Raw genomic sequence first — 19,242 nt, 5'->3', positions numbered from 1 at the left:
GCGCGTACGTACGTCAGAAGCCCGGCGGCTCCGTGTAGACGCCCCACTCGTCGCGCAGGACCCCGCAGATCTCGCCGAGGCTGGCCTCGGCGCGCACCGCGTCGAGCATCGGCGCGATCATGTTGGAGCCGTCGCGGGCTGCGGCCAGCATCGCGTCCAGCGCGGCGCGGACCCCGGCGTCGTCGCGGCCCGCCTTGCGGGCGGCCAGCTCGCGGACCTGCTCGCGCTCGACCTCGTGGCTGACCCGCAGGATCTCCAGGTCGCCGGTGACCGAGCCGTGCGCGACGTTGACGCCGACGACCCGCTTGTCGCCCTTCTCCAGGGCCTGCTGGTAGCGGAAGGCGGACTCGGCGATCTCGCCGGTGAACCAGCCGTCCTCGATGCCGCGCAGGATGCCGGAGGTCATCGGCCCCACCGGGTGCTGCCCGTCGGGGTGGGCGCGGGTGCCGCGCTCCTTGATCTGCTCGAAGATCTTCTCGGCGTCGGCCTCGATGCGGTCGGTGAGCTGCTCCACGTACCAGGAACCGCCCAGCGGGTCGGCCACGTTGGCGACGCCGGTCTCCTCCATCAGCACCTGCTGGGTGCGCAGCGCGATCTCGGCGGCCTGCTCGGAGGGGAGCGCGAGGGTCTCGTCGAGGGCGTTGGTGTGCAGCGAGTTGGTGCCGCCGAGAACGGCGGACAGGGCCTCGACCGCGGTCCGTACGACGTTGTTGTACGGCTGCTGCGCGGTGAGCGAGACACCGGCGGTCTGGGTGTGGAAGCGCAGCCACTGCGCCTTGTCGGTCTTCGCGCCGTACGTCTCCTTCATCCAGCGGGCCCAGATCCGGCGGGCGGCGCGGAACTTGGCGATCTCCTCGAAGAAGTCGAGGTGGGCGTCGAAGAAGAAGGACAGGCCGGACGCGAAGGCGTCGACGTCGAGGCCGCGCGAGAGGCCGAGCTCGACGTAGCCGAAGCCGTCGGCGAGGGTGTACGCCAGCTCCTGCGCGGCCGTCGCCCCGGCCTCGCGGATGTGGTAGCCGGAGACGGAGAGCGGCTTGTAGGCGGGGATGGAGCTCGCGCAGTGCTCCATCAGGTCGCCGATGAGGCGCAGATGGGGCTCGGGCTGGAAGAGCCACTCCTTCTGCGCGATGTACTCCTTGAAGATGTCCGTCTGGAGCGTGCCGTTCAGGACGGCCGGGTCGACGCCCTGGCGTTCGGCGGCGACCAGGTACATGCAGAAAACCGGCACGGCCGGACCGCTGATCGTCATCGACGTGGTGACGTCGCCGAGCGGGATGTCCTTGAAGAGGACCTCCATGTCGGCGGCGGAGTCGATGGCCACCCCGCAGTGGCCGACCTCGCCGAGCGCGCGCGGGTCGTCGGAGTCGCGGCCCATCAGGGTCGGCATGTCGAAGGCCACGCTCAGCCCGCCGCCCCCGGCGGCCAGGATCATCTTGTAGCGCTCGTTGGTCTGCTCGGCGTTGCCGAAGCCGGCGAACTGGCGGATGGTCCAGGTGCGGCCCCGGTAGCCGGTCGGGTGGAGCCCCCGGGTGTAGGGGTACTCACCGGGCCAGCCGATCCGCTCGAAGCCCTCGTACGCGTCCCCGGGGCGGGGCCCGTAGACGGGCTCGACCGGGTCTCCGGAGAGCGTGGTGAAGTCCGCGTCACGCTTGCGGGCCTTGTCGTAACGGGCCTGCCAGCGGCGGCGGCCTTCCTCGATCTCGTGAGCGTCCATGCCACCAATTTACTAGGACGTCCTAGTAAATGTCGATGACAAACCGCCCGGCGCTTCGCGCGGGGCGGTTCGGACCGGGCGGTCAGACGCTCGCGGGGGCCGCGGGCGTCCCGTCCGCGACCAGCGGCTCGACCTCGCGGACGACCTTGCGCTCCACGAAGAACGCGGCCGTCGGGATCGTGCCGGAGATCAGCACCCACAGCAGCTTGCCGATCGGCCACTTCGCCTTGGAGCCCAGGTCGAAGGCGAAGATCAGGTAGATGATGTACAGCACGCCGTGGATCTGGGAGACGACGAGCGTCAGTCCCTCACCCTTGTCGAAGCCGTACTTGAAGATCATGCAGAGGCAGAGGATCAGCAACATGACGGCGGTGACGTAAGCCATCACCCGATAACGGGTCAGCACACTGCGTTTCATGCCATCGAGCGTAACCGGACGTCCGGCGCGATCTTGCAGCGGGCTCGGACCCCCCTACATCTCCTCGAAGTCCTGCGCGGCGATGCGCAGGGGCCGCAACAGCGCGAAGATCTCGGCGCACTCCTCGGCGTCGTACACCCCGAGTCCGAACTCCATCGCGACCAGGTCGCGGGTGGCCGACTCGACCACTTCGCGGCCCTTGTCGGTGATGGAGGCGAGCGTGCCGCGGCCGTCGTTGGGGTTCGGGCGCTTGTCGACCAGGCCGGAACGCACCAGCCGGTCCACCGTGTTCGTCACCGAGGTCGGGTGCACCATCAGCCGCTCGCCGATCTTGGACATCGGCAGCTCGCCGGCCTTGGAGAAGGTGAGCAGCACCAGCGCCTCGTACCGCGCGAACGTCAGCCCGTACGGCTTGACGACGGCGTCGACCTCGGCGAGCAGGATCTGCTGCGCCCGCATGATCGAGGTGATCGCCCCCATGGAAGGGACCGGGCCCCAGCGCTGCTGCCAGAGCTCGTCGGCGCGGGCGATGGGATCGAAGGGGAGACTGAGCGGCTTCGGCACGGCCACGACCTTACCCATGGGGAACTTGCCGGTCCTCCCCGTCTCGCACTTCGGTCCGAATCCGGTAAGCGGGTACGGACGCGGGCGCCGTCCTGCGGACCTCGGCGACGAGCAGCAGCAGACACAGGGTGCCCACGACCCCGGCCCCGGCGACCACCCGGTGGACGGGGAAGAACTCGGCTGCCAGGCCGGCCAGGGCCATGCCGACGCCCTGGAGCGTCATCAGTCCGGCCGTGAGCAGGGTCATGGCCCGGCCGCGCAGCTCGTCGGGCACGGCCGCGACGAACCACTGGTCGAGGCCGATGACGTACGCCGATCCCGCACCGGCCAGCACCAGCGCGACGGCGGCCAGGGCGACCCCGGGCCGCAGGCCGTACAGCACGAGGGGCAGCAGCCCGGCCGCGGCGAGCGGCAGGACGACCAGCGAGCGGATACGGGGGCTCAGTGCTGCGCCCACGTACAGCTCGGCGGCGATGGAGCCGACCGGCATCGCGCACATCAGCAGCCCGAGCGCGGCGCTGCCCACACCGATCTCGTCGGCGTACGGGGCGGCCAGCGCCTCCGGCGCGACGACGAACACCGGGGGCAGCCAGAACAGCAGCATCAGCGCCCTGATCCGGCGGTCGCCCAGCACCAGCCGGGCCCCGGCGACCGACTCCGCCGGCAGGGTGCCGCCGCCGCCGGCCGTGGCGCGGGCGGGCCGGGCGCGGGTGCCTAGGCGCAGCAGGGCGGCCGAGCACAGGAAGGTGGCGACGGTGATCGTGATCGCACCGCGCGGGGAGACCACCGCGAGCAGCAGCCCGCCCACGCCGAAGCCGGCGAGCAGGGCGCTCTGCGAGATGATCCGCAGCAGTGAGCGTCCCAGGACGAACAGGTCGCCCTCGCCCAGGATGTCGGTGAGCGCGGCCATCCTGGTCCCGGTGAAGACGGGCGAGACGGCGGCGACGAGACAGCGCAGCACGAGCAGTCCGGCGACCGGGGTGCCCGGCAGCACCATCACGGCGACGCAGCCGGCGCAGATCAGGTCGCAGGTGACCAGGACGCGGCGCGCGGGGTAGCGGTCGGCGATCCCGGCGAAGAGGGTGCCGCCGACGAGGTAGGGCAGCATCCCGAGCGCGAAGGTGAGGGCGCTGAGCAGGGGCGACGCGGTGAGGTCGTACACGAGGACGGTGAGCGCGAGTTCGCTGACGACCACTCCGAGCAGCGAGAGCAGGTGCGCGGCGAAGACGGCCCGGAACTCGCGTACGGCGAAGACGGCCCGGTAGCCGCCTGGGGGCACGCCCCTAGCGGGCGCACCCCCGGCAGGCGCGCCCCCGGTGGGCGCACCCCCGGCCGGCGTGTCTTCGGCCGGCGCGCCCCCGGTGGGCGCGCCCTTCGTCGGCGCCCGGAGCGCGGGCGGTCCGCTCGGGTCGGGGGGACCGTCGCGCTCCGGGGGCGGGGCCGGGAGAGCGGCCGGTCCCGCGGCGGGGCTCGTGGTACGCGCGGTGGGCGGCGTGGGCCCGCGCGGGGTCCGGTCGCCAGGGGTGTCCGTCGCGTCGCGGGCGCGGCCCGTCGGGGGCTCGGTGTCTCTCGGCATGGACGCAGCGTGCGGCAGCCCCTGTCCGGGTCCGTAGACTTTCGGCTCCACCCGAATCTTCCCGAGGCCCGGATGCCCTTCCATCTGCACTTCGACGAGAGCGATCTGCTGCGCTGCCGGTTCGCGCTCTCCCCGCTCGGGGAGACCCAGGCCGCCGTACGGGTGCTGGCCTCGCCGGAGCGGCAGGGCTATCACCTGCCGTGGCTGCGCAGGATCCGGGACGCGGCCGCCGGTCTCGGTCTCGGGCCCCTGTGGCTGCTGATGAACGAGCGCGGTCACAGCCCCGACTTCTTCTGCCCGCCACCGCTGGGGCCCCTCACCTCGTTCGAGGAGGAGATCGCGGGGGTGCGGGCGGTCGACCCGGCGCTGGCGCGGCAGGACATGGCCGCGGCGCTCTCCGGGCGGCCCGGGGCGTCGGACTCCGCCGCCGGGCGCGCGCTGCTGGCCGATCCCGCGCGGGCCGTGCGGGAGCTGGCCGATCTGCTGGAGCTGGCCTGGCGGGTGCTGATCGAGCCGCACTGGCCCCGGCTGCGCGCCCTCCTGGAGGCCGATGTGGCCTACCACTCACGGCGGCTGGCGGCGGTCGGCTTCGAACGGCTGCTGGGCGAGCTGAGTCCGCAGCTGAGCTGGGCGGACTCGACCCTCACCATCGCCCGCACGTCCGGCCGGCACGCCCGGGTGCTCGGCGGACAGGGTCTCGTGCTCATGCCGTCCGTCTTCGCCTGGCCGGACGTGGTCGGCGGGTTCGAGCCACCCTGGCTGCCCGCGGTGATCTACCCGGCCCGCGGCATCGGCGGGCTGTGGACGGAGCCCGCCGACAGCACCCCGGACGCGCTCGCCCGGCTGCTCGGCCGGGTCCGGGCCGACGTCCTGTGCGCGCTGGACGAGCCGGCGGGCACCACGGCGCTCGCCCACCGGCTCGGGCTCGCCCCGTCCTCCGTGTCGGAGCACCTGTCGGTGCTGCGGGCGGCCGGACTGCTGACGTCGCGCCGTTACGGCCACCAGGTGCTGTACGAACGGACGCCGCTGGGGATCGCGCTGGCTGTGCCGGAATGACGAGAGCCCCCGCGCCGTGCTCGGGCAGCGGGGGCTCCGCGTACGGGTGTACGAGGTCAGTCCGCGAGGTAGCGCTCGACCGTCTCGACCTTGGAGGTCAGGCCGTCGGTGACGCCGGGGCGGATGTCCGCCTTCAGGACGAGGGAGACCCGTCCGGCACGCGCCTCGACGGCCGCGACCGCCCGCTTGACGACGTCCATGACTTCGTCCCACTCCCCCTCGACGGAGGTGAACATCGCGTCCGTGCGGTTGGGCAGCCCGGACTCGCGGACGACCCGGACGGCGTCGGCGACGTACTCACCGACGTCCTCGCCGACGCCGAGCGGGCTGACGGAGAAGGCGACGATCATGCGCTGACCGTGCCTTCCCGGCGGGCGCGGGCGGCGATGACGCTGTCGGCCTCGTAACGCTTGAGCACCTTGTCGCCGTAGAGGCCACCGAAGGGCAGCACGCAGAGCAGGAAGAAGAAGGCGACCCGCTTGAGCGGCCACTTGGTCTTCGCCCAGACGTCCAGCAGGGCCACGACGTAGATCACGAAGAGCACGCCGTGCAGCATGCCGAGCGGCATCATCAGGAAGTCGATGTCGGAGATCCGGCTCAGCACCGAGCCGAAGAGGATCAGCGCGGGGAAGGACAGCGCCTCGGGAATCGAGATGAGGCGCAGCCGGTGCAGGGCGGTAGCGGTCTTGATGTCCACGGGGGCACCTTCGGTGGGAGGGTCGTGACGGCTTGTGAACGCACGCACAAGCGGCACCATTGTGACATCGCGGCCCGGACCGCCCGGCGGCGGGGGCGGCCGCACCCGGGAGAGCGCGGAACCCGTCCCCCGTAAGAAGTACGTCCCGATTGCGTCCGGGTCCCGTACCGGATGCGTATCAGGGGCGGTCCGGGACGGTCCGGCGCACCACTGCCCCTGTTCCGCCGGCAGTGCGTGCCGCTATTTTCGCCGGGTGGCAATGTTCCGGCTCCAGGAGAGCAAGACGCTCGCCGTCGATCTGAACGGCGACGCCGTCAAGGCGAAGAACGGCTCCATGGTCGCTTACGAGGGCCAGATGTCGTTCAAGAAGATGACGGGCGGCGGTGAGGGGCTGCGCGGGATGGTGACGCGCAGACTGGCCGGCGAATCGATGGCGGTGATGCAGGTGTCCGGGAAGGGCACCTGCTACTTCGCGGACCGCGCGAGCGAGATCAACCTCGTCTCGCTGCACGGCGACAAGCTGTACGTCGAGGCGAGCAATCTGCTCTGCACCGACGCGGGGCTGCGCACGGGCACCACGTTCACCGGGCTGCGCGGCGGCGCGACGGGCAACGGCCTGTTCACCACCACCGTCGAGGGCACCGGGCAGGCGGCGATCATGTCGGACGGAACGGCCGTGGTGCTGCGGGTCTCCGCCCAGTACCCGCTGTTCGTCGACCCGGGCGCCTACATCGCCCACCAGGGCAATCTCCAGCAGCACTTCCAGTCCGGGGTGAACTTCCGGACGTTCATGGGCGAGGGCTCGGGCGAGTCGTTCCAGATCCGTTTCGAGGGCGAGGGACTCGTCTACGTGCAGCCCAGCGAGCGGAACACGATCGGGGGCAACGTCTGATGCCGTTCCGTGAGATCAACTCGAAGATGGTCGAGGCGACGGTGGTCCCCGGCCAGAAGATGTTCAGCCAGCGCGGGGCGATGCTCGCCTACCGCGGCGAGGTGGCGTTCACGCCGAACATCCAGGGCGGCCAGGGCGGGATGATGTCGATGATCGGCCGCCGGATGGCGAACGAGGCGACCCCGCTGATGACGGTCGAGGGGAACGGCACGGTGATGTTCGGCCACGGCGGCCATCACATCCAGGTGATCAACCTGTCCGGGGACACGCTGTACGTGGAGGCGGACCGGCTGCTCGCCTTCGACGGGACGCTCCAGCAGGGCACGATGTTCATGGGCTCGCAGGGCGGGGTGATGGGCATGGTGCGCGGGCAGGTGACCGGACAGGGCCTGTTCACCACGACGCTCACCGGGCACGGCGCGGTGGCGGTGATGGCGCACGGCGGGGTCATCGAGCTGCCGATCGCCCCGGGGCGTGACGTGCACGTGGACCCGCAGGCGTACGTCGCCCACCACGGCGAGGTGCGCAACAAGCTCTCGACCGCGATCGGCTGGCGCGAGATGGTGGGGCGCGGCTCGGGCGAGGGGTTCCAGCTGGAGCTGAGCGGCAATGGTGCGGTGTACGTCCAGGCGTCGGAGGAGAAGCTGTGAACGGCCCCGTGGTCTTCGACCCGATGACGCTGCCGTCGGACGACAACGTCAACTCGTACACCTTCTGCGTGGAGCTCAAGGGGAGCCAGTGGTTCCTCCAGAAGGGCAAGATGATCGCCTACTACGGGCAGATCGGCTTCGACGGCATCGGGCACGGCCGCTTCGAGCGGCTGGTCCGGTCGAGCTTCCACTCGCCGCTGCACGCGAGCGACTGGGTGGTGGCCGAGGGCAGCGGCAAGATGCTGCTCGCGGACCGGGCGTTCGATGTGAACTCCTACGACCTGGAGGACGGGAACCTGACGATCCGCTCCGGCAACCTGCTGGCCTACCAGCCGTCGCTGGCGCTGAAGCAGTCGATCGTGCCGGGGTTCCTGACGCTGATCGGTACGGGGAAGTTCGTCGCCGCCTCCAACGGTCCGGTGGTCTTCATGGAGCCGCCGCTGCGGGTCGACCCGCAGGCGCTGGTGGGCTGGGCGGACTGCCCCTCGCCGTGCCACCACTACGACCACGGCTACATGACCGGTGTCATAGGGGGGCTGCGCGCGCTCACGGGGATCGGCGGGGCGTCCGGCGAGGAGCACCAGTTCGAGTTCGTGGGCGCGGGTACGGTGCTGCTCCAGTCGTCGGAGGCACTGATGGCGGATCAGCCGGTGGGGGCGGTGCCGCCGCAGCCCGGGGTGCCGGGCGGCGGGGGTCAACACTGATCCTCGCCCGTGGACCCCGCGGCCCGGGACCTCCGGCGTCGCTTCGTTTGGTGAACGGTAGTCTGCGGAGTGTGACATCGAACGTCTGCGCCCCGGCGCGGCCCATGCCGTGCCGGGTGTCACACCCCCACACTTCGTCCGGCTTTCAACTTCTTAGGTAGAATCCATACATGGAGACCGAGACGGCCACCCGCTGGCTGAGCGACGCCGAGCAGTGCGCCTGGCGCACCCACCTGGACGTCAGCAGGCTGCTGATGCACCAGCTGGAGAAGGACCTCCAGCCGTTCGGCCTGACCAACAACGACTACGAGATCCTCGTGAACCTCTCGGAGTCGCCGGACCGGCGGATGCGGATGAGCGACCTCGCGGGCGCCACCCTCCAGTCCAAGAGCCGGCTCTCGCATCAGATCACCCGCATGGAGAGCGCGGGCCTGGTCCGCCGGGAGCACTGCGAGTCGGACCGCCGCGGCCTGTTCGCGGTGCTCACCGACGAGGGCGCGGAGACGATGCGGAAGGTGGCCCCCCACCACGTCGCCTCGGTCCGCAAACACTTCATGGACCTGCTCACCCCGGACGCCCTGGCCGAGCTGCACGCGGCCCTGGCCCCGGTCGCCGAGCACCTGCGGGGACAGCGGGGCTAGGACCTGTCTTCAAACTGCCGTCTGCCGGGCGACGCCATGCACGCACTCTCGCCGCACCGGCCCCAGCCCCCGGTACGTCCAGTACAGGGGCCTGGGGCCGGCACACCGAGAGCACACACCTGACGCCGCCCGGCCGCCCTTCGGGCAACGACGGCAGTGTGAAGACAGGCCCTAGCGCCCGGCGGGCCGCACGCGTCAGCCGGCGCGGGCGGCCCACGACTTCACCGATGTCAGCCCGATCCCGTGCCCGGCAGCCACAGTTCGAAGCGGGCGCCGCCCTCCGGGGCATCGGTGACGGTGAGCCGGCCGCCGTGGCGGGCGGCCACGTCGCGGGCGATGGCGAGGCCCAGGCCCGCGCCTCCCTCGTCGCGGGTGCGGGCGTCGTCGAGGCGTACGAACCGTTCGAAGACGCGCTCGCGTTCCGCATCCGGCACCCCCGCACCGTCGTCGGTGACCGCGACGACCACGCCGCCGCCCTCCCGGTGCACGCCGACGGTCACCGAACGGTCCGCGTGGCGCTGGGCGTTGTCCAGGAGGTTGCCGACGACGCGGGCCAGTTGACCGCGCGAACCCGTCACCTCCGGACCGCCGGACTCCGGCACGGCCACCGTGACGGGGACGCGGTCGCCGCCGCGCTGGGACACCTCCTCGCGGATCAGGGCCCCGAGGTCCAGCCGGGTCCGCGCCGGCCCCTCCCCCGCGTCGAGCCTGGCCAGCAGCAGCAGGTCGGCGGCGAGCGTCTGGAGCCGTACGGTGTCGGCGACCGCGCCCGGCAGGTCCAGCAGTCCGGGATGGGCGGCGGCCACCTCCAGCTGGGTGCGCAGCGAGGCGATCGGGCTGCGCAGCTCGTGCGAGGCGTCGGCGACGAAGCGCCGCTGGCGGTCGACGGAGGCTTCGAGCGCGGTGAGCGTCTCATTGGTGGTCCGGGCCAGGCGGGCGATCTCGTCGCGGGAGTCCGGCTCCGGGACCCTTCTGCCCAGGTCCTTCGACGCGGTGATCGCGGCCATCTCGCGGCGGATGCCCTCGACGGGGCGCAGCGCCCGCCGGGTCACCAGCCAGGTCACCGCGGCGACCACGAGGAGCACGACGGGCAGCCCGGCCAGCATCGCGGAGCGCACGCTGCGCATGGCCCGCTGCTCGGCGGCGAGCGGGGCGCCCGCGTGGACGGTCAGGGTGCGGCCCGCCGAGTCCGTCGCCTCGACCGAGGCGAACCGGTAGTCGGCGCGGTCGCCGTCCACGGTCGCGGTGCCGTTGCTGAAGTCCGGCTCGTCCGTGGAGACCTCGCCCCGGCCCGGGTCGTCATCGTCGTCGCGGTCGTCGTCGCGGTCGTCACCGTCGTCCCGGTCATCGTCCTCGTCCCCGGCGGCCGAAGGAGCGGGCAGGCGCTGCGGGGTGACCCGGTCGGTGCCGGTGCCGGAGATCGCCTCCAGGTCCTCGGAGACGGCCACCACGCGCCCGTCCTCGTCGGTCACCTGGACCGGGTGCTCCTCCTCGTCGCCCGTCTCCAGCTTGTCGTACGGCACGTCGAGGGCCAGCTGCCCGGCGACCTCGCGGGCGACGACCTCGGCCTGGAGGCCCGCCTGGTCGGTGAGGTTGGCGCGCAGGACGAGCAGGACGGCGAGCCCGGCGGCGCCCAGCGCGAGGGCGACGACGACGGTGGCGCCGAGCGCGGCCCTGGCCCGTACGGATCTCACAGCGCCTCCAGCCGGTAACCGGCGCCGCGCACCGTGCGGATGGCGGCGGCGCCGAGCTTGCGGCGCAGGGTGCTCACGTACACCTCGACGATGTTGGGGTCGCCGTCGTAGGCGAAGTCCCAGACGTGCTCCAGGATCTCCGCCTTGCTCACCACGTTCCCGGCCCGCAGCGCGAGCTGTTCGAGCACGGCGAACTCCTTGGCGGTCAGGGTGATCTCGTCGTCGCCGAGGTGCACGCGGCGGGCCGCGGTGTGCATCCGCAGGGCGCCGACGGTGATCACCGGCGACGCGGAGCCGCCCCGGCGGCGCAGCAGGGCGCGGACCCGGGCGACCAGCACCACGTAGCTGAACGGCTTGGTCAGGTAGTCGTCGGCGCCCGTGTCGAGCCCCTCCGCCTCGTCGTACTCGCCGTCCTTCGCGGTCAGCATCAGGACGGGCACCTCGTGACCGGCGGCGCGCAGGGCGGCGCACACCCGGTAGCCGTTCATCCCGGGCAGCATGATGTCGAGGATCACGAGGTCGTAGGCGCCATCCAGGGCCCGGTGCAGGCCCTCGGCCCCGTCGTGCACGGCATCCACGGCGAACCCCTCGGCGGTGAGCCCCCGGGCCAGGGAGATCGCCAGCCGCTTCTCGTCCTCCACGATCAACAGGCGCATGTGCACAGCGTCGCAAACCGAAGCTGAAGACGGCTTCAGGTGGCTTCAGGCTGCGTTCAGCATCGCCCCGGCAGTGTGGACCGCGTCGCACCGGAGGAATCCGGCCGGCGACATCGTCCGACCAGCGACATCCGATGCGGGAGGAACCCTCATGAAGCGCAAGATCGTCATCGCCGCCGTCGCCGCGGCCGTGCTCGCCGGCGGCACGGCCGCCACGGCGGTCGCCCTCACCGACGGGGACGGCCACGACGACGACGGCGGCCGCAGCGGCCGCGCCGCGAGCGGTGTCACCGCCCGGGTCACGGTCGGCGACGCGGTCGCGGCCGGTCTGCGGGCCGTCCCGGGGACGGTGACCGAGGCGGAACTCGACCACGAGAACGGCGGGCTCGTCTGGGAGCTCGATGTGTACGGCTCCGACCGGGCGTGGCACGACGTGACGGTGGACGCGGGCAACGGCAAGGTGCTCGGCAAGCACATCGACCACGACGACGACGGCGACCGGCGCGCGCCCCGGAAGACCTCCGTCACGCTGGACGAGGCGGTGGCCACCGCGCTGAAGTCGGCCCCCGGCACGGTGACGTCGGTGGAGCTGGAGGGCGGGCGCGGCGGCGCGGCGCACTGGGAGGTGGACGTGCGCGGCAAGGACGGCAGGGAGCACGAGCTGAACGTGGACGCGAGGACGGGTGGCGTCACGGCGGACGGCTACGACGACGGGGACGACCGGGACGACGACTGAGCGCCGGCCCGGGTCGTCAGGGAGCGTAGGCGGAGAGGACCGACCGTCCCGTCCTCGAAGCTCATGAACAGCGCGTCGCCCGCGGCGATGACCGAGACGGACGCCGGGTCGAGCGGGTCTCCGGGCTCGCCCGGCCAGTCCTTGATCAGCCCGGGGCTCGTGGGCCGCGGAGTGCCCTCGGCGTTCAGCGGGATGGCTCCGGGCCCGTATCCCTCCACGACGACGGCGTGGTCACCGACGACGAACGGCACGCCCTCCGTCTCCAGCCCGTCCCCGCAGTCGCACGTCACCCAGCGCAGCTGCCCGTCGGCCAGGCCGAACGCGTACACCTGGCTCGTGCTGCTCGCCACGACGATGCCGTCCCGCGAGACCGTGGGGCGGTAGGCGATGTCCACGCCGGGGGCTTCGGTGCGGCGCCTGTCCGGGTCCGTCACGTTCACGACCGTCAGGCCGTCGGAGCCCGAACAGAGCAGCTGCGTCCCCTTCAGGACCGGTGTACGGCAGGTGAGGCCGCCCGCCGGCACACCCGGCTGGCGTGCGCCGTCCGCGCTGTTCAGGACGGTGACGGCCGCACCGACCGCGACGAGACGGCCGTCGGCGAAGAGCAGTTCGGCCTCGTCCGCCGGCTCCTGCCAGGCCGTGTCCCACGCCTGCGCGTGCTGGCCGGTCAGCCGCTGGGCGATCAGCCGGCCGGTGCCGGAGCCGGTGGCCTTCACGGCGTAGTAGAGGACGTCGCCGGACTGCGCGGAGTCGGCCACCCGGGTGCCGGCCGGAAGCCGTTCGCGCCATTGCTCCTTGCCGTCGGACAGGTCGCGCGCCACCAGGGCGTTGCCCTCGAAGGCGTAGACGGTGGTGTCGAGTACGGCGCCCACGGAGGCAGGCGCGGACCCGGCCGTCGTCTGCGGGCCACGCCAGCGCCGCTTGCCGTCCGCCGCGTCCAGCGCGGTGATCCGGCGCGCGTCGGCGCACACCAGGGAGGCGCCCGCGAGCGCGCACTCCACCGGGCCGTCGGCGACCTGGGTGTGCCACGCCTTCCAGTCCTTCGGCCGGGTGGAGACATCGGCGGCGGCCGCCCCGAAGTCGCCGGTACGGCCGGGGTCCGCGCCCGGGAAGACGGCGGCCCCGGACCGGACTCCGGCCGCGTCCGTGGCGGATGCGGCCGACCGCCGGCCGCCGGACGCGCCGGCGTCGTTCTTCTCGTCGCCCCGGTCGAGGAGCCCCGGCAGCAGCACCGCCACCAGGGCGAGGCACACCACCGCGGCCGCCGCCGCGAGCCCGGTCCACAGCGACCTGCTGCCGGGGCGCTCGCCCGGCACCCGCACGGGCACGGCGGGCGTCGGGGCGTACGCCGGCCGGTGGGGCGGATACGCGGGTGCCGACGCCCGCGCGCAGGCGTCGGCCGCCGCCGCGTGGGCGGCGAGCTGACCGCGCACCGCGTCGGTCCAGGGGAAGGCGCCGGGAGCCGGGCCGTCCGGCAGGAGCAGGTCCGCCAGCCGCCGGGGGGTGGGCCTGGCCGCGGGGTCGCTGCGCAGGCAGGACTCGATCACGTCCCTCAACCCGTCCGGTACGCCGGAGAGTTCGGCCTCGCCCCGGGAGATCCGGTAGATGACGGCCGCCATGTCCGAGTCGTCGAACGGCCCCCGGCCCGTCGCCGCGAACGCCAGCACCGCGCCCAGGCAGAACACGTCGGAGGCGGGCACGAGGGAGCGTGAGCCGTTGACGTGCTCGGGCGAGATGTAGCCGGGGCTGCCGACCACGACACCGGTACGGGTCAGCTGGGTGGCGTCGAAGGCCTGGGCGATCCCGAAGTCGATGACCTTGGGGCCGTCGGGGCCCAGGAGCACGTTGCCGGGCTTGAGGTCACGGTGCAGGACACGCACGGCGTGCATGTCGGCGAGGGCCAGGGCGAGCCCGGCGCCCAGGGCCCGGACCACGGGTTCGGGGAGCGGGCCGCTACGGGCCACCGCCTCGGCGAGCGAGGGGCCCGGCACGTACTCGGTCGCGAGCCACGGCAGCCGGCCGTTCGCGTCGCCGCCCACGAGGCCGGCGGTGTGCGGGCTGCGTACGGCCCCGGCGGCGGCGATCTCGCGGCGGAAGCGGACCCGGAAGCCGTCGTCGAGGTCCAGGTCGGGCCGGATCGTCTTCAGCGCGACCAGCCCGCCGGCGGCCCGCGCGCCTCCGGCGGGCCCCGCCAGGTAGACCTCGCCCATGCCACCCGCGCCGAGCAGCCCGAGCAGTTGGTAGGGCCCGACCAGCCGGGCCCGTCCGGCCGGCAGCGGCTGGATCACTGTGCGCTCTCCTCGGTCCGTGCGGGGGTCATTCGGGCAGCGGTACGGAGACCGTGGTGCCGTCGTCGTAGACGATGTGCACGACCCCGCCGACGGGCAGTACCTGGGGGGCGAGCACTTCCTGGCCCAGCTCGATGCCATTGGCGCGTTCGTACTCGGGGGGCCTGCTCGGGCCCGGGGCCCCGGGGACCGCGGTCCCGCGCAGCGGGCCGAGGGTGCCGTCGGGGTGCAGGGCGACCGTGTACAGCGTCGCGGTGTCCGCCCAGACCAGGGTGTCGGCGACGATCAGCGGACTGGAGACCGGGTTGCTCATCCCCTCCTCGGGATGGACCTTCATCGGGAACCGGCCGAGCGTCCGGCCGTCCGCCTGCCCGACGACGACGATCTCGTCGGGCACGCTCTCGACGTACTCGTCGCCCCTGAGCAGCACGACCACCCGGTCGTCGAGCGCGGTCAGCGCCGCTCCGGCCACCAGCCCGGAGTCCACCCGCACCTCCCCCCGCGCCTTGAGGTCACCGGCGGTGTACCGCAGGACGACCAGGTCGTCGCCGAAGCCCGAAGGATCATCGTTGTGTACGTCCTTCGTGCAGAACGCGGACGCGCCCCGCACGCGCATCCCCCAGCACACGGCGTTCACGGACTTCTCGTCCTTGCCGCCGGCCGAGCCCACCGGGCTGCCGTCCTCGGGCCGGAACGCCTTCGGGCCGGCCAGGCCCATGGCATAGGCGACCTCACCATCGGTGGCCAGGGGCCAGAAGTTGGACTTCTGCGCCATGGCTATGTCGTCCGGAGCCAGCGGCCGCCGCCACTTCTCGGCGCCCGTCGCCCGGTCGAACCCGGCGAGTTCGGACCCCGCGGATCCTGAGCCGGACCCGGAAGCGGCGGCGAGGACCATGTCGCCCACGACGAGCGGCGCGCTCTCCAGGGCGAGCGCCGCGCCCGCCCTGCTCTCCCAGCGCCCCTTCCCCGTCCGGGCGTCCAGCGCGTGGAGGCGGCCGCCCGCGGCCAGCACGACGGTGTCGTCGTAGACGGTGGGCAGGGTCGCCCCGGCCGGCATGAAGAACGCGCCGCTCGGCCCCCAGCCCGCCCCCCGGCCGCCCAGCTCCGCTCCGGAGTCGAACGTCCACATCCGGTGCCCGTCGCCCGCCGACAGGGCCTCGTACGTGCCGTCGACGAGCCGGCAGACCAGCACGTCCCGCCCTGCCGAGCAGCCGAGCGGGAGCCCGCCGAACTTTCCCTGCCAGGACTTCTTCCAGCCGGCGGGACGCACGTCGCGGCCGTACTCGATGGTGCCCGAGGCGTCCGGCCCCCCGTTCCCGCCCACGCCCGCCACCATGGTGGCCGCCTCCGCGCCGTCCCCCTTGCCCGGCGAGGCACGGTCGCGCCAGGCCAGGTACCCGCCCGTCGCCGCGCCCAGCAGGATCAGTGCGGCGAGGGCGGCGCCCAGGGCGCGCCTCGGGCGGCGGGCGGGGGCGGGGAGGCCGGGGCCCTGGGTGGGTGCGAGGTGCAGGCCGGGGGTGGAGTCCGCGCCCCGGGCGGGCGGTTGGTGGGGCCCCGCCGGGCGCCCCGCAACCGCCTCGGTCGGCGTGTAGCCCGGCAGCAGGGGCCCGTCCAGCGCGCCGACCCGGGCCAGTTCCCGCCCGTACTCCGCGATCTGTCCGGCGACCGGGGCGGGCCAGTCGGCGGCGGCGCCGGGCGCGAGGTGGCCGGCGAGTTCGGCGGCGGTGGGGCGGGCGGCCGGGTCGGCGGTCAGGCACCTCTCCAGGACCGCGCGCAGCGCGTCCGGCACGTCGTCGAGGTCGGCCTCGACGTACTTCACGCGGTAGAGGACGGCGGCCACCGGACCGTCCCCGAACGGGTCGTGCCCGGTGGCGGCGAAGCAGAGCAGCGAGGCGAGGCAGAAGATGTCCGAGGCCGGGACGACGCGTCCGCTGCCCGCGACGTGCTCGGGGGACATGAAGGCGGGGCTGCCGACCATCCGGCTGGTGGTGGTGAGCGGGGTGGCGCCGGCGTCCCGGGCGATGCCGAAGTCGATGAGGCGCGGCCCGTCGGCGGCGAGCATGACGTTGCCCGGTTTCACGTCGCGGTGGACGATCCCCGCCGCGTGGACGGCCGCCAGGGCGCGGGCGATCCCGGCGCCCAGCATCCGCACCTCGGTCTCGTCCATGGCGCCCGCCCCGCGCACGGCGGCGGACAGCGTCGGCCCGGCCACATACGCGGTGGCGAGCCAGGGCACCTCGGCGTCGGCGTCCCCGTCGAGCAGCGGGGCGAGGTGGGGTCCGGTGACGGACCGGGCTACGGAGATCTCGCGGCGGAAGCGGCTGCGGAAGCCGGGGTCCTGGGCCACGTCGCGGCGGACGGTCTTGACGGCGGCGGGTCCGGTGCCGTCGCCCCGGTCGCCGAGGAAGACCTCACCCATGCCGCCCGCACCCAGCCGGGCCCTGATCGCGTACGGACCGATCGCCCTGGGCGAGTCGTCCCTGAGCGGACCGAGCATGTGCCACTCCCCCCTGGTGCGCATGACACGTGGCCGCCGGCAATCCTGCCACGGCCGGCCGGAAGAGGGGTACGTACGCGAACACCGCGGCCCACGCCGGTAACTGACGCTACGTCAGCGATTGCCGACAAGAAAGGTCCCCCTTCGGGCGCGGCCCGCACGCCGCGCCCGAAGAGGGACCGTCGGCCCTCGCCCGTCAGCCCTCGCCGGTCAGCTCCGCCACCAGCTCGTCGGCCGCCGCGTACGGGTCGAGGCCGCCGGCCACGATGCGCTCGGCCAGCGCGCCGAGACGGCGGTCGCCGTGCAGGCTGCCGATGCGCTCACGGAGCCGGGTGACCGTGATCGTCTCGACCTCGCGGGCGGCGCGGGCCGCGCGCCGCTCGCCGAGGACCCCGCGCTCCTCCATCCACGCCCGGTGTTTCTCCAGGGCCTCGACCACCTCGTCGATGCCCTCGCCCCGGGCGGCGACCGTCTTCACGATCGGCGGCCGCCAGTCGCCGGGGCCCCGGGACTCCCCGAGGCCCAGCATGTGGTTGAGCTCGCGGGCGGTGGCGTCCGCCCCGTCCCGGTCGGCCTTGTTCACCACGTACACATCGCCGATCTCCAGGATTCCGGCCTTGGCCGCCTGGATGCCGTCGCCCATGCCGGGGGCGAGCAGGACGACCGAGGTGTCGGCCTGGGAGGCGATCTCCACCTCGGACTGGCCGACGCCCACCGTCTCCACCAGGACGACGTCGAAGCCCGACGCGTCCAGCACCCTGATCGCCTGCGGCGCCGCCCAGGCGAGGCCGCCGAGGTGGCCGCGGGTCGCCATGGAGCGGATGTAGACGCCCGGGTCGGAGGCGTGGTCCGACATCCGGACCCGGTCGCCGAGCAGGGCCCCGCCGGAGAACGGCGAGGACGGGTCGACGGCGAGGACAGCGACCCGCTTGCCCTGCCGCCGGTAGGCGGAGACGAGCGCCGACGTCGATGTCGACTTGCCGACACCCGGCGAACCGGTCAGGCCGACGACGTAGGCGTTGCCGGCCAGCGGTGCCAGGGCCGCCATCACCTCGCGCAGCTGCGGCGAGGCCCCCTCCACCAGCGAGACGAGCCGCGCCACGGCCCGCGGCCTGCCCGCACGGGCCTGCTCCACCAGGGTGGGGACATCCACCATCACCGCTCCGTCTCCTCGCTGCCTGTTCCGCGTGTTCTGCGTACTACTTGCCCGGGACGCGCAGGATCAGCGCGTCGCCCTGGCCGCCGCCGCCGCACAGGGCCGCGGCCCCGATGCCGCCGCCGCGCCGCTTGAGCTCCAGCGCCAGGTGCAGCACCACCCGGGCGCCGGACATGCCGATCGGGTGGCCGAGCGCGATGGCGCCGCCGTTGACGTTGACCTTCTCCGAGGTGACGCCGAGGTCCTTCATGGACTGGACGGCGACGGCCGCGAACGCCTCGTTGATCTCGATGACGTCGAGGTCCTCGACGCCGATGCCCTCCTTCTTCACGGCGTGCCGGATCGCGTTGGACGGCTGCGACTGGAGCGAGTTGTCCGGGCCCGCCACATTGCCGTGGGCGCCGATCTCGGCGATCCACTCCAGGCCCAGCTCCTCGGCCTTGGCCCTGCTCATGACGACGACCGCGGCGGCGCCGTCGGAGATCTGCGAGGAGGTGCCCGCCGTGATCGTGCCGTCCTTGGCGAAGGCCGGGCGCAGCTTGCCGAGGGACTCGGTGGTCGTCTCGGGGCGGATGCCCTCGTCCTTCGAGAAGAGGACCGGGTCGCCCTTGCGCTGCGGGATCTCGACCGGGGTGATCTCGGCCTCGAACAGGCCGTTCTTCTGGGCCGCGGCGGCGCGCTGGTGGGACAGGGCGCCGATCTCGTCCTGGGCGGCGCGGTCCAGGCCGAGGCGGGTGTTGTGCTTCTCGGTGGACTCGCCCATCGGGATGTTCTCGTAGGCGTCGGTCAGTCCGTCGTACGCCATGGAGTCGAGCATCTCGATCGCGCCGTACTTGTAGCCCTCACGGGACTTCGGGAGCAGGTGCGGGGCGTTCGTCATGGACTCCTGGCCGCCGGCCACGACGACGTCGAACTCACCGGCGCGGATCAGCTGGTCGGCCAGAGCGATGGCGTCGAGCCCGGAGAGGCACACCTTGTTGACGGTGAGGGCCGGGACGCTCAGAGGGATACCGGCCTTGACCGCCGCCTGGCGGGCCGGGATCTGGCCGGCGCCGGCCTGGAGCACCTGGCCCATGATCACGTACTCGACCTGGTCGCCGCCGATGCCGGCCCGGTCCAGCGCCGCCTTGATGGCGAAGCCGCCGAGGTCGGCCCCGGAGAAACTCTTGAGGGAGCCGAGGAGCCGGCCCATGGGCGTCCGGGCGCCCGCGACGATCACGGAAGTGGTACCGGTCGTTCCTGACATGAGGCACAGCCCCTTGGAATAGATGTGAACGAGGGTTTACTTGAATGTACTGAGCGG

18 protein-coding genes are annotated in these 19,242 nt (G+C 73.1%); 6 read left to right on the top strand and 12 right to left on the bottom strand.

The genetic code is table 11. From position 1 onward, the window contains the following. Nucleotides 1-13: 13 nt before the first annotated feature. The 4 genes from icmA to P8A18_RS24255 all read right to left on the bottom strand — a co-directional run bounded on the left by icmA (nt 14) and on the right by P8A18_RS24255 (nt 4,272). A complete protein-coding gene (gene icmA / locus P8A18_RS24270; RefSeq protein WP_018550086.1) occupies nt 14-1,714 on the bottom strand; it encodes a coenzyme B12-dependent isobutyryl-CoA mutase large subunit in 1,701 nt (566 codons plus the stop codon). 82 nt (nt 1,715-1,796) lie between these two features. Then, the gene (locus P8A18_RS24265; RefSeq protein ID WP_306057582.1) at nt 1,797-2,132 is read right to left on the bottom strand and encodes a DUF3817 domain-containing protein; all 336 of its coding nucleotides are present in this window, start codon (nt 2,130-2,132) and stop codon (nt 1,797-1,799) included. 54 nt (nt 2,133-2,186) lie between these two features. After that, nucleotides 2,187-2,696 (bottom strand): MarR family winged helix-turn-helix transcriptional regulator, encoded by a 510-nt coding sequence (locus P8A18_RS24260; RefSeq protein ID WP_026249319.1) that lies wholly within the window; start codon nt 2,694-2,696, stop codon nt 2,187-2,189. A gap of 10 nt (nt 2,697-2,706) precedes the next feature. Further along, complete coding sequence (locus tag P8A18_RS24255; protein WP_306057580.1) at nt 2,707-4,272, bottom strand: MFS transporter; 1,566 nt, start codon at nt 4,270-4,272, stop codon at nt 2,707-2,709. A gap of 72 nt (nt 4,273-4,344) precedes the next feature. On the opposite strand from P8A18_RS24255, the gene P8A18_RS24250 reads away from it, so the two are divergent. After that, nucleotides 4,345-5,328, top strand: a complete 984-nt coding sequence (locus P8A18_RS24250; RefSeq protein ID WP_306057578.1) for an ArsR/SmtB family transcription factor — start codon at nt 4,345-4,347, stop codon at nt 5,326-5,328. Nucleotides 5,329-5,384: 56 nt separating this feature from the next. Here the strand turns inward: P8A18_RS24250 and P8A18_RS24245 are convergent, their stop codons facing one another. Next, a complete protein-coding gene (locus P8A18_RS24245; protein WP_014048385.1) occupies nt 5,385-5,678 on the bottom strand; it encodes an MTH1187 family thiamine-binding protein in 294 nt (97 codons plus the stop codon). Further along, entirely contained in the window at nt 5,675-6,025 is a 351-nt protein-coding gene (locus tag P8A18_RS24240) for a DUF3817 domain-containing protein (protein WP_018550081.1), read from the bottom strand. The genes P8A18_RS24245 and P8A18_RS24240 overlap by 4 nt, the downstream gene beginning before the upstream one ends. 259 nt (nt 6,026-6,284) lie before the next feature. Between P8A18_RS24240 and P8A18_RS24235 the strand changes: the two genes are divergently transcribed. The 4 genes from P8A18_RS24235 (at nt 6,285) to P8A18_RS24220 (ending at nt 8,912) form a co-directional block, all read left to right on the top strand. Continuing rightward, nucleotides 6,285-6,917 (top strand): AIM24 family protein, encoded by a 633-nt coding sequence (locus P8A18_RS24235; protein WP_018550080.1) that lies wholly within the window; start codon nt 6,285-6,287, stop codon nt 6,915-6,917. Continuing rightward, nucleotides 6,917-7,567, top strand: coding sequence for an AIM24 family protein (locus P8A18_RS24230; RefSeq protein WP_306057572.1), 651 nt, complete (start codon nt 6,917-6,919; stop codon nt 7,565-7,567). The genes P8A18_RS24235 and P8A18_RS24230 overlap by 1 nt, the downstream gene beginning before the upstream one ends. Further along, the gene (locus tag P8A18_RS24225; RefSeq protein WP_306057570.1) at nt 7,564-8,271 is read left to right on the top strand and encodes an AIM24 family protein; all 708 of its coding nucleotides are present in this window, start codon (nt 7,564-7,566) and stop codon (nt 8,269-8,271) included. The genes P8A18_RS24230 and P8A18_RS24225 overlap by 4 nt, the downstream gene beginning before the upstream one ends. A 170-nt stretch (nt 8,272-8,441) precedes the next feature. Continuing rightward, nucleotides 8,442-8,912, top strand: a complete 471-nt coding sequence (locus P8A18_RS24220) for a MarR family winged helix-turn-helix transcriptional regulator (protein ID WP_306057569.1) — start codon at nt 8,442-8,444, stop codon at nt 8,910-8,912. Nucleotides 8,913-9,142: 230 nt separating this feature from the next. On the opposite strand, the gene P8A18_RS24215 is transcribed toward P8A18_RS24220, so the two are convergent. After that, a complete protein-coding gene (locus tag P8A18_RS24215) occupies nt 9,143-10,606 on the bottom strand; it encodes a sensor histidine kinase (protein WP_306057567.1) in 1,464 nt (487 codons plus the stop codon). After that, nucleotides 10,603-11,262, bottom strand: a complete 660-nt coding sequence (locus P8A18_RS24210; RefSeq protein ID WP_306057566.1) for a response regulator transcription factor — start codon at nt 11,260-11,262, stop codon at nt 10,603-10,605. The genes P8A18_RS24215 and P8A18_RS24210 overlap by 4 nt, the downstream gene beginning before the upstream one ends. A 151-nt stretch (nt 11,263-11,413) precedes the next feature. On the opposite strand from P8A18_RS24210, the gene P8A18_RS24205 reads away from it, so the two are divergent. Next, nucleotides 11,414-11,998 (top strand): PepSY domain-containing protein, encoded by a 585-nt coding sequence (locus tag P8A18_RS24205; protein ID WP_306057565.1) that lies wholly within the window; start codon nt 11,414-11,416, stop codon nt 11,996-11,998. Here the strand turns inward: P8A18_RS24205 and P8A18_RS24200 are convergent. The 4 genes from P8A18_RS24200 to P8A18_RS24185 form a co-directional block, all read right to left on the bottom strand. After that, nucleotides 11,965-14,286 (bottom strand): protein kinase domain-containing protein, encoded by a 2,322-nt coding sequence (locus P8A18_RS24200; RefSeq protein WP_306057563.1) that lies wholly within the window; start codon nt 14,284-14,286, stop codon nt 11,965-11,967. The genes P8A18_RS24205 and P8A18_RS24200 overlap by 34 nt on opposite strands. Nucleotides 14,287-14,314: 28 nt before the next feature. Beyond that, complete coding sequence (locus P8A18_RS24195; protein WP_306057561.1) at nt 14,315-16,783, bottom strand: serine/threonine-protein kinase; 2,469 nt, start codon at nt 16,781-16,783, stop codon at nt 14,315-14,317. A gap of 196 nt (nt 16,784-16,979) precedes the next feature. Continuing rightward, nucleotides 16,980-17,939, bottom strand: a complete 960-nt coding sequence (meaB, locus tag P8A18_RS24190) for a methylmalonyl Co-A mutase-associated GTPase MeaB (RefSeq protein ID WP_306057560.1) — start codon at nt 17,937-17,939, stop codon at nt 16,980-16,982. Nucleotides 17,940-17,982: 43 nt separating this feature from the next. Beyond that, a complete protein-coding gene (locus P8A18_RS24185; RefSeq protein ID WP_306057558.1) occupies nt 17,983-19,185 on the bottom strand; it encodes an acetyl-CoA C-acetyltransferase in 1,203 nt (400 codons plus the stop codon). Nucleotides 19,186-19,242 lie beyond the last annotated feature (57 nt).

It is taken from the genome of Streptomyces sp. Mut1 (assembly GCF_030719295.1).
Taxonomy (GTDB): domain Bacteria; phylum Actinomycetota; class Actinomycetes; order Streptomycetales; family Streptomycetaceae; genus Streptomyces; species Streptomyces castrisilvae.
Note: the sequence above shows the minus strand (reverse complement) of the source record. Positions and strands in the feature narration are given on the sequence as shown.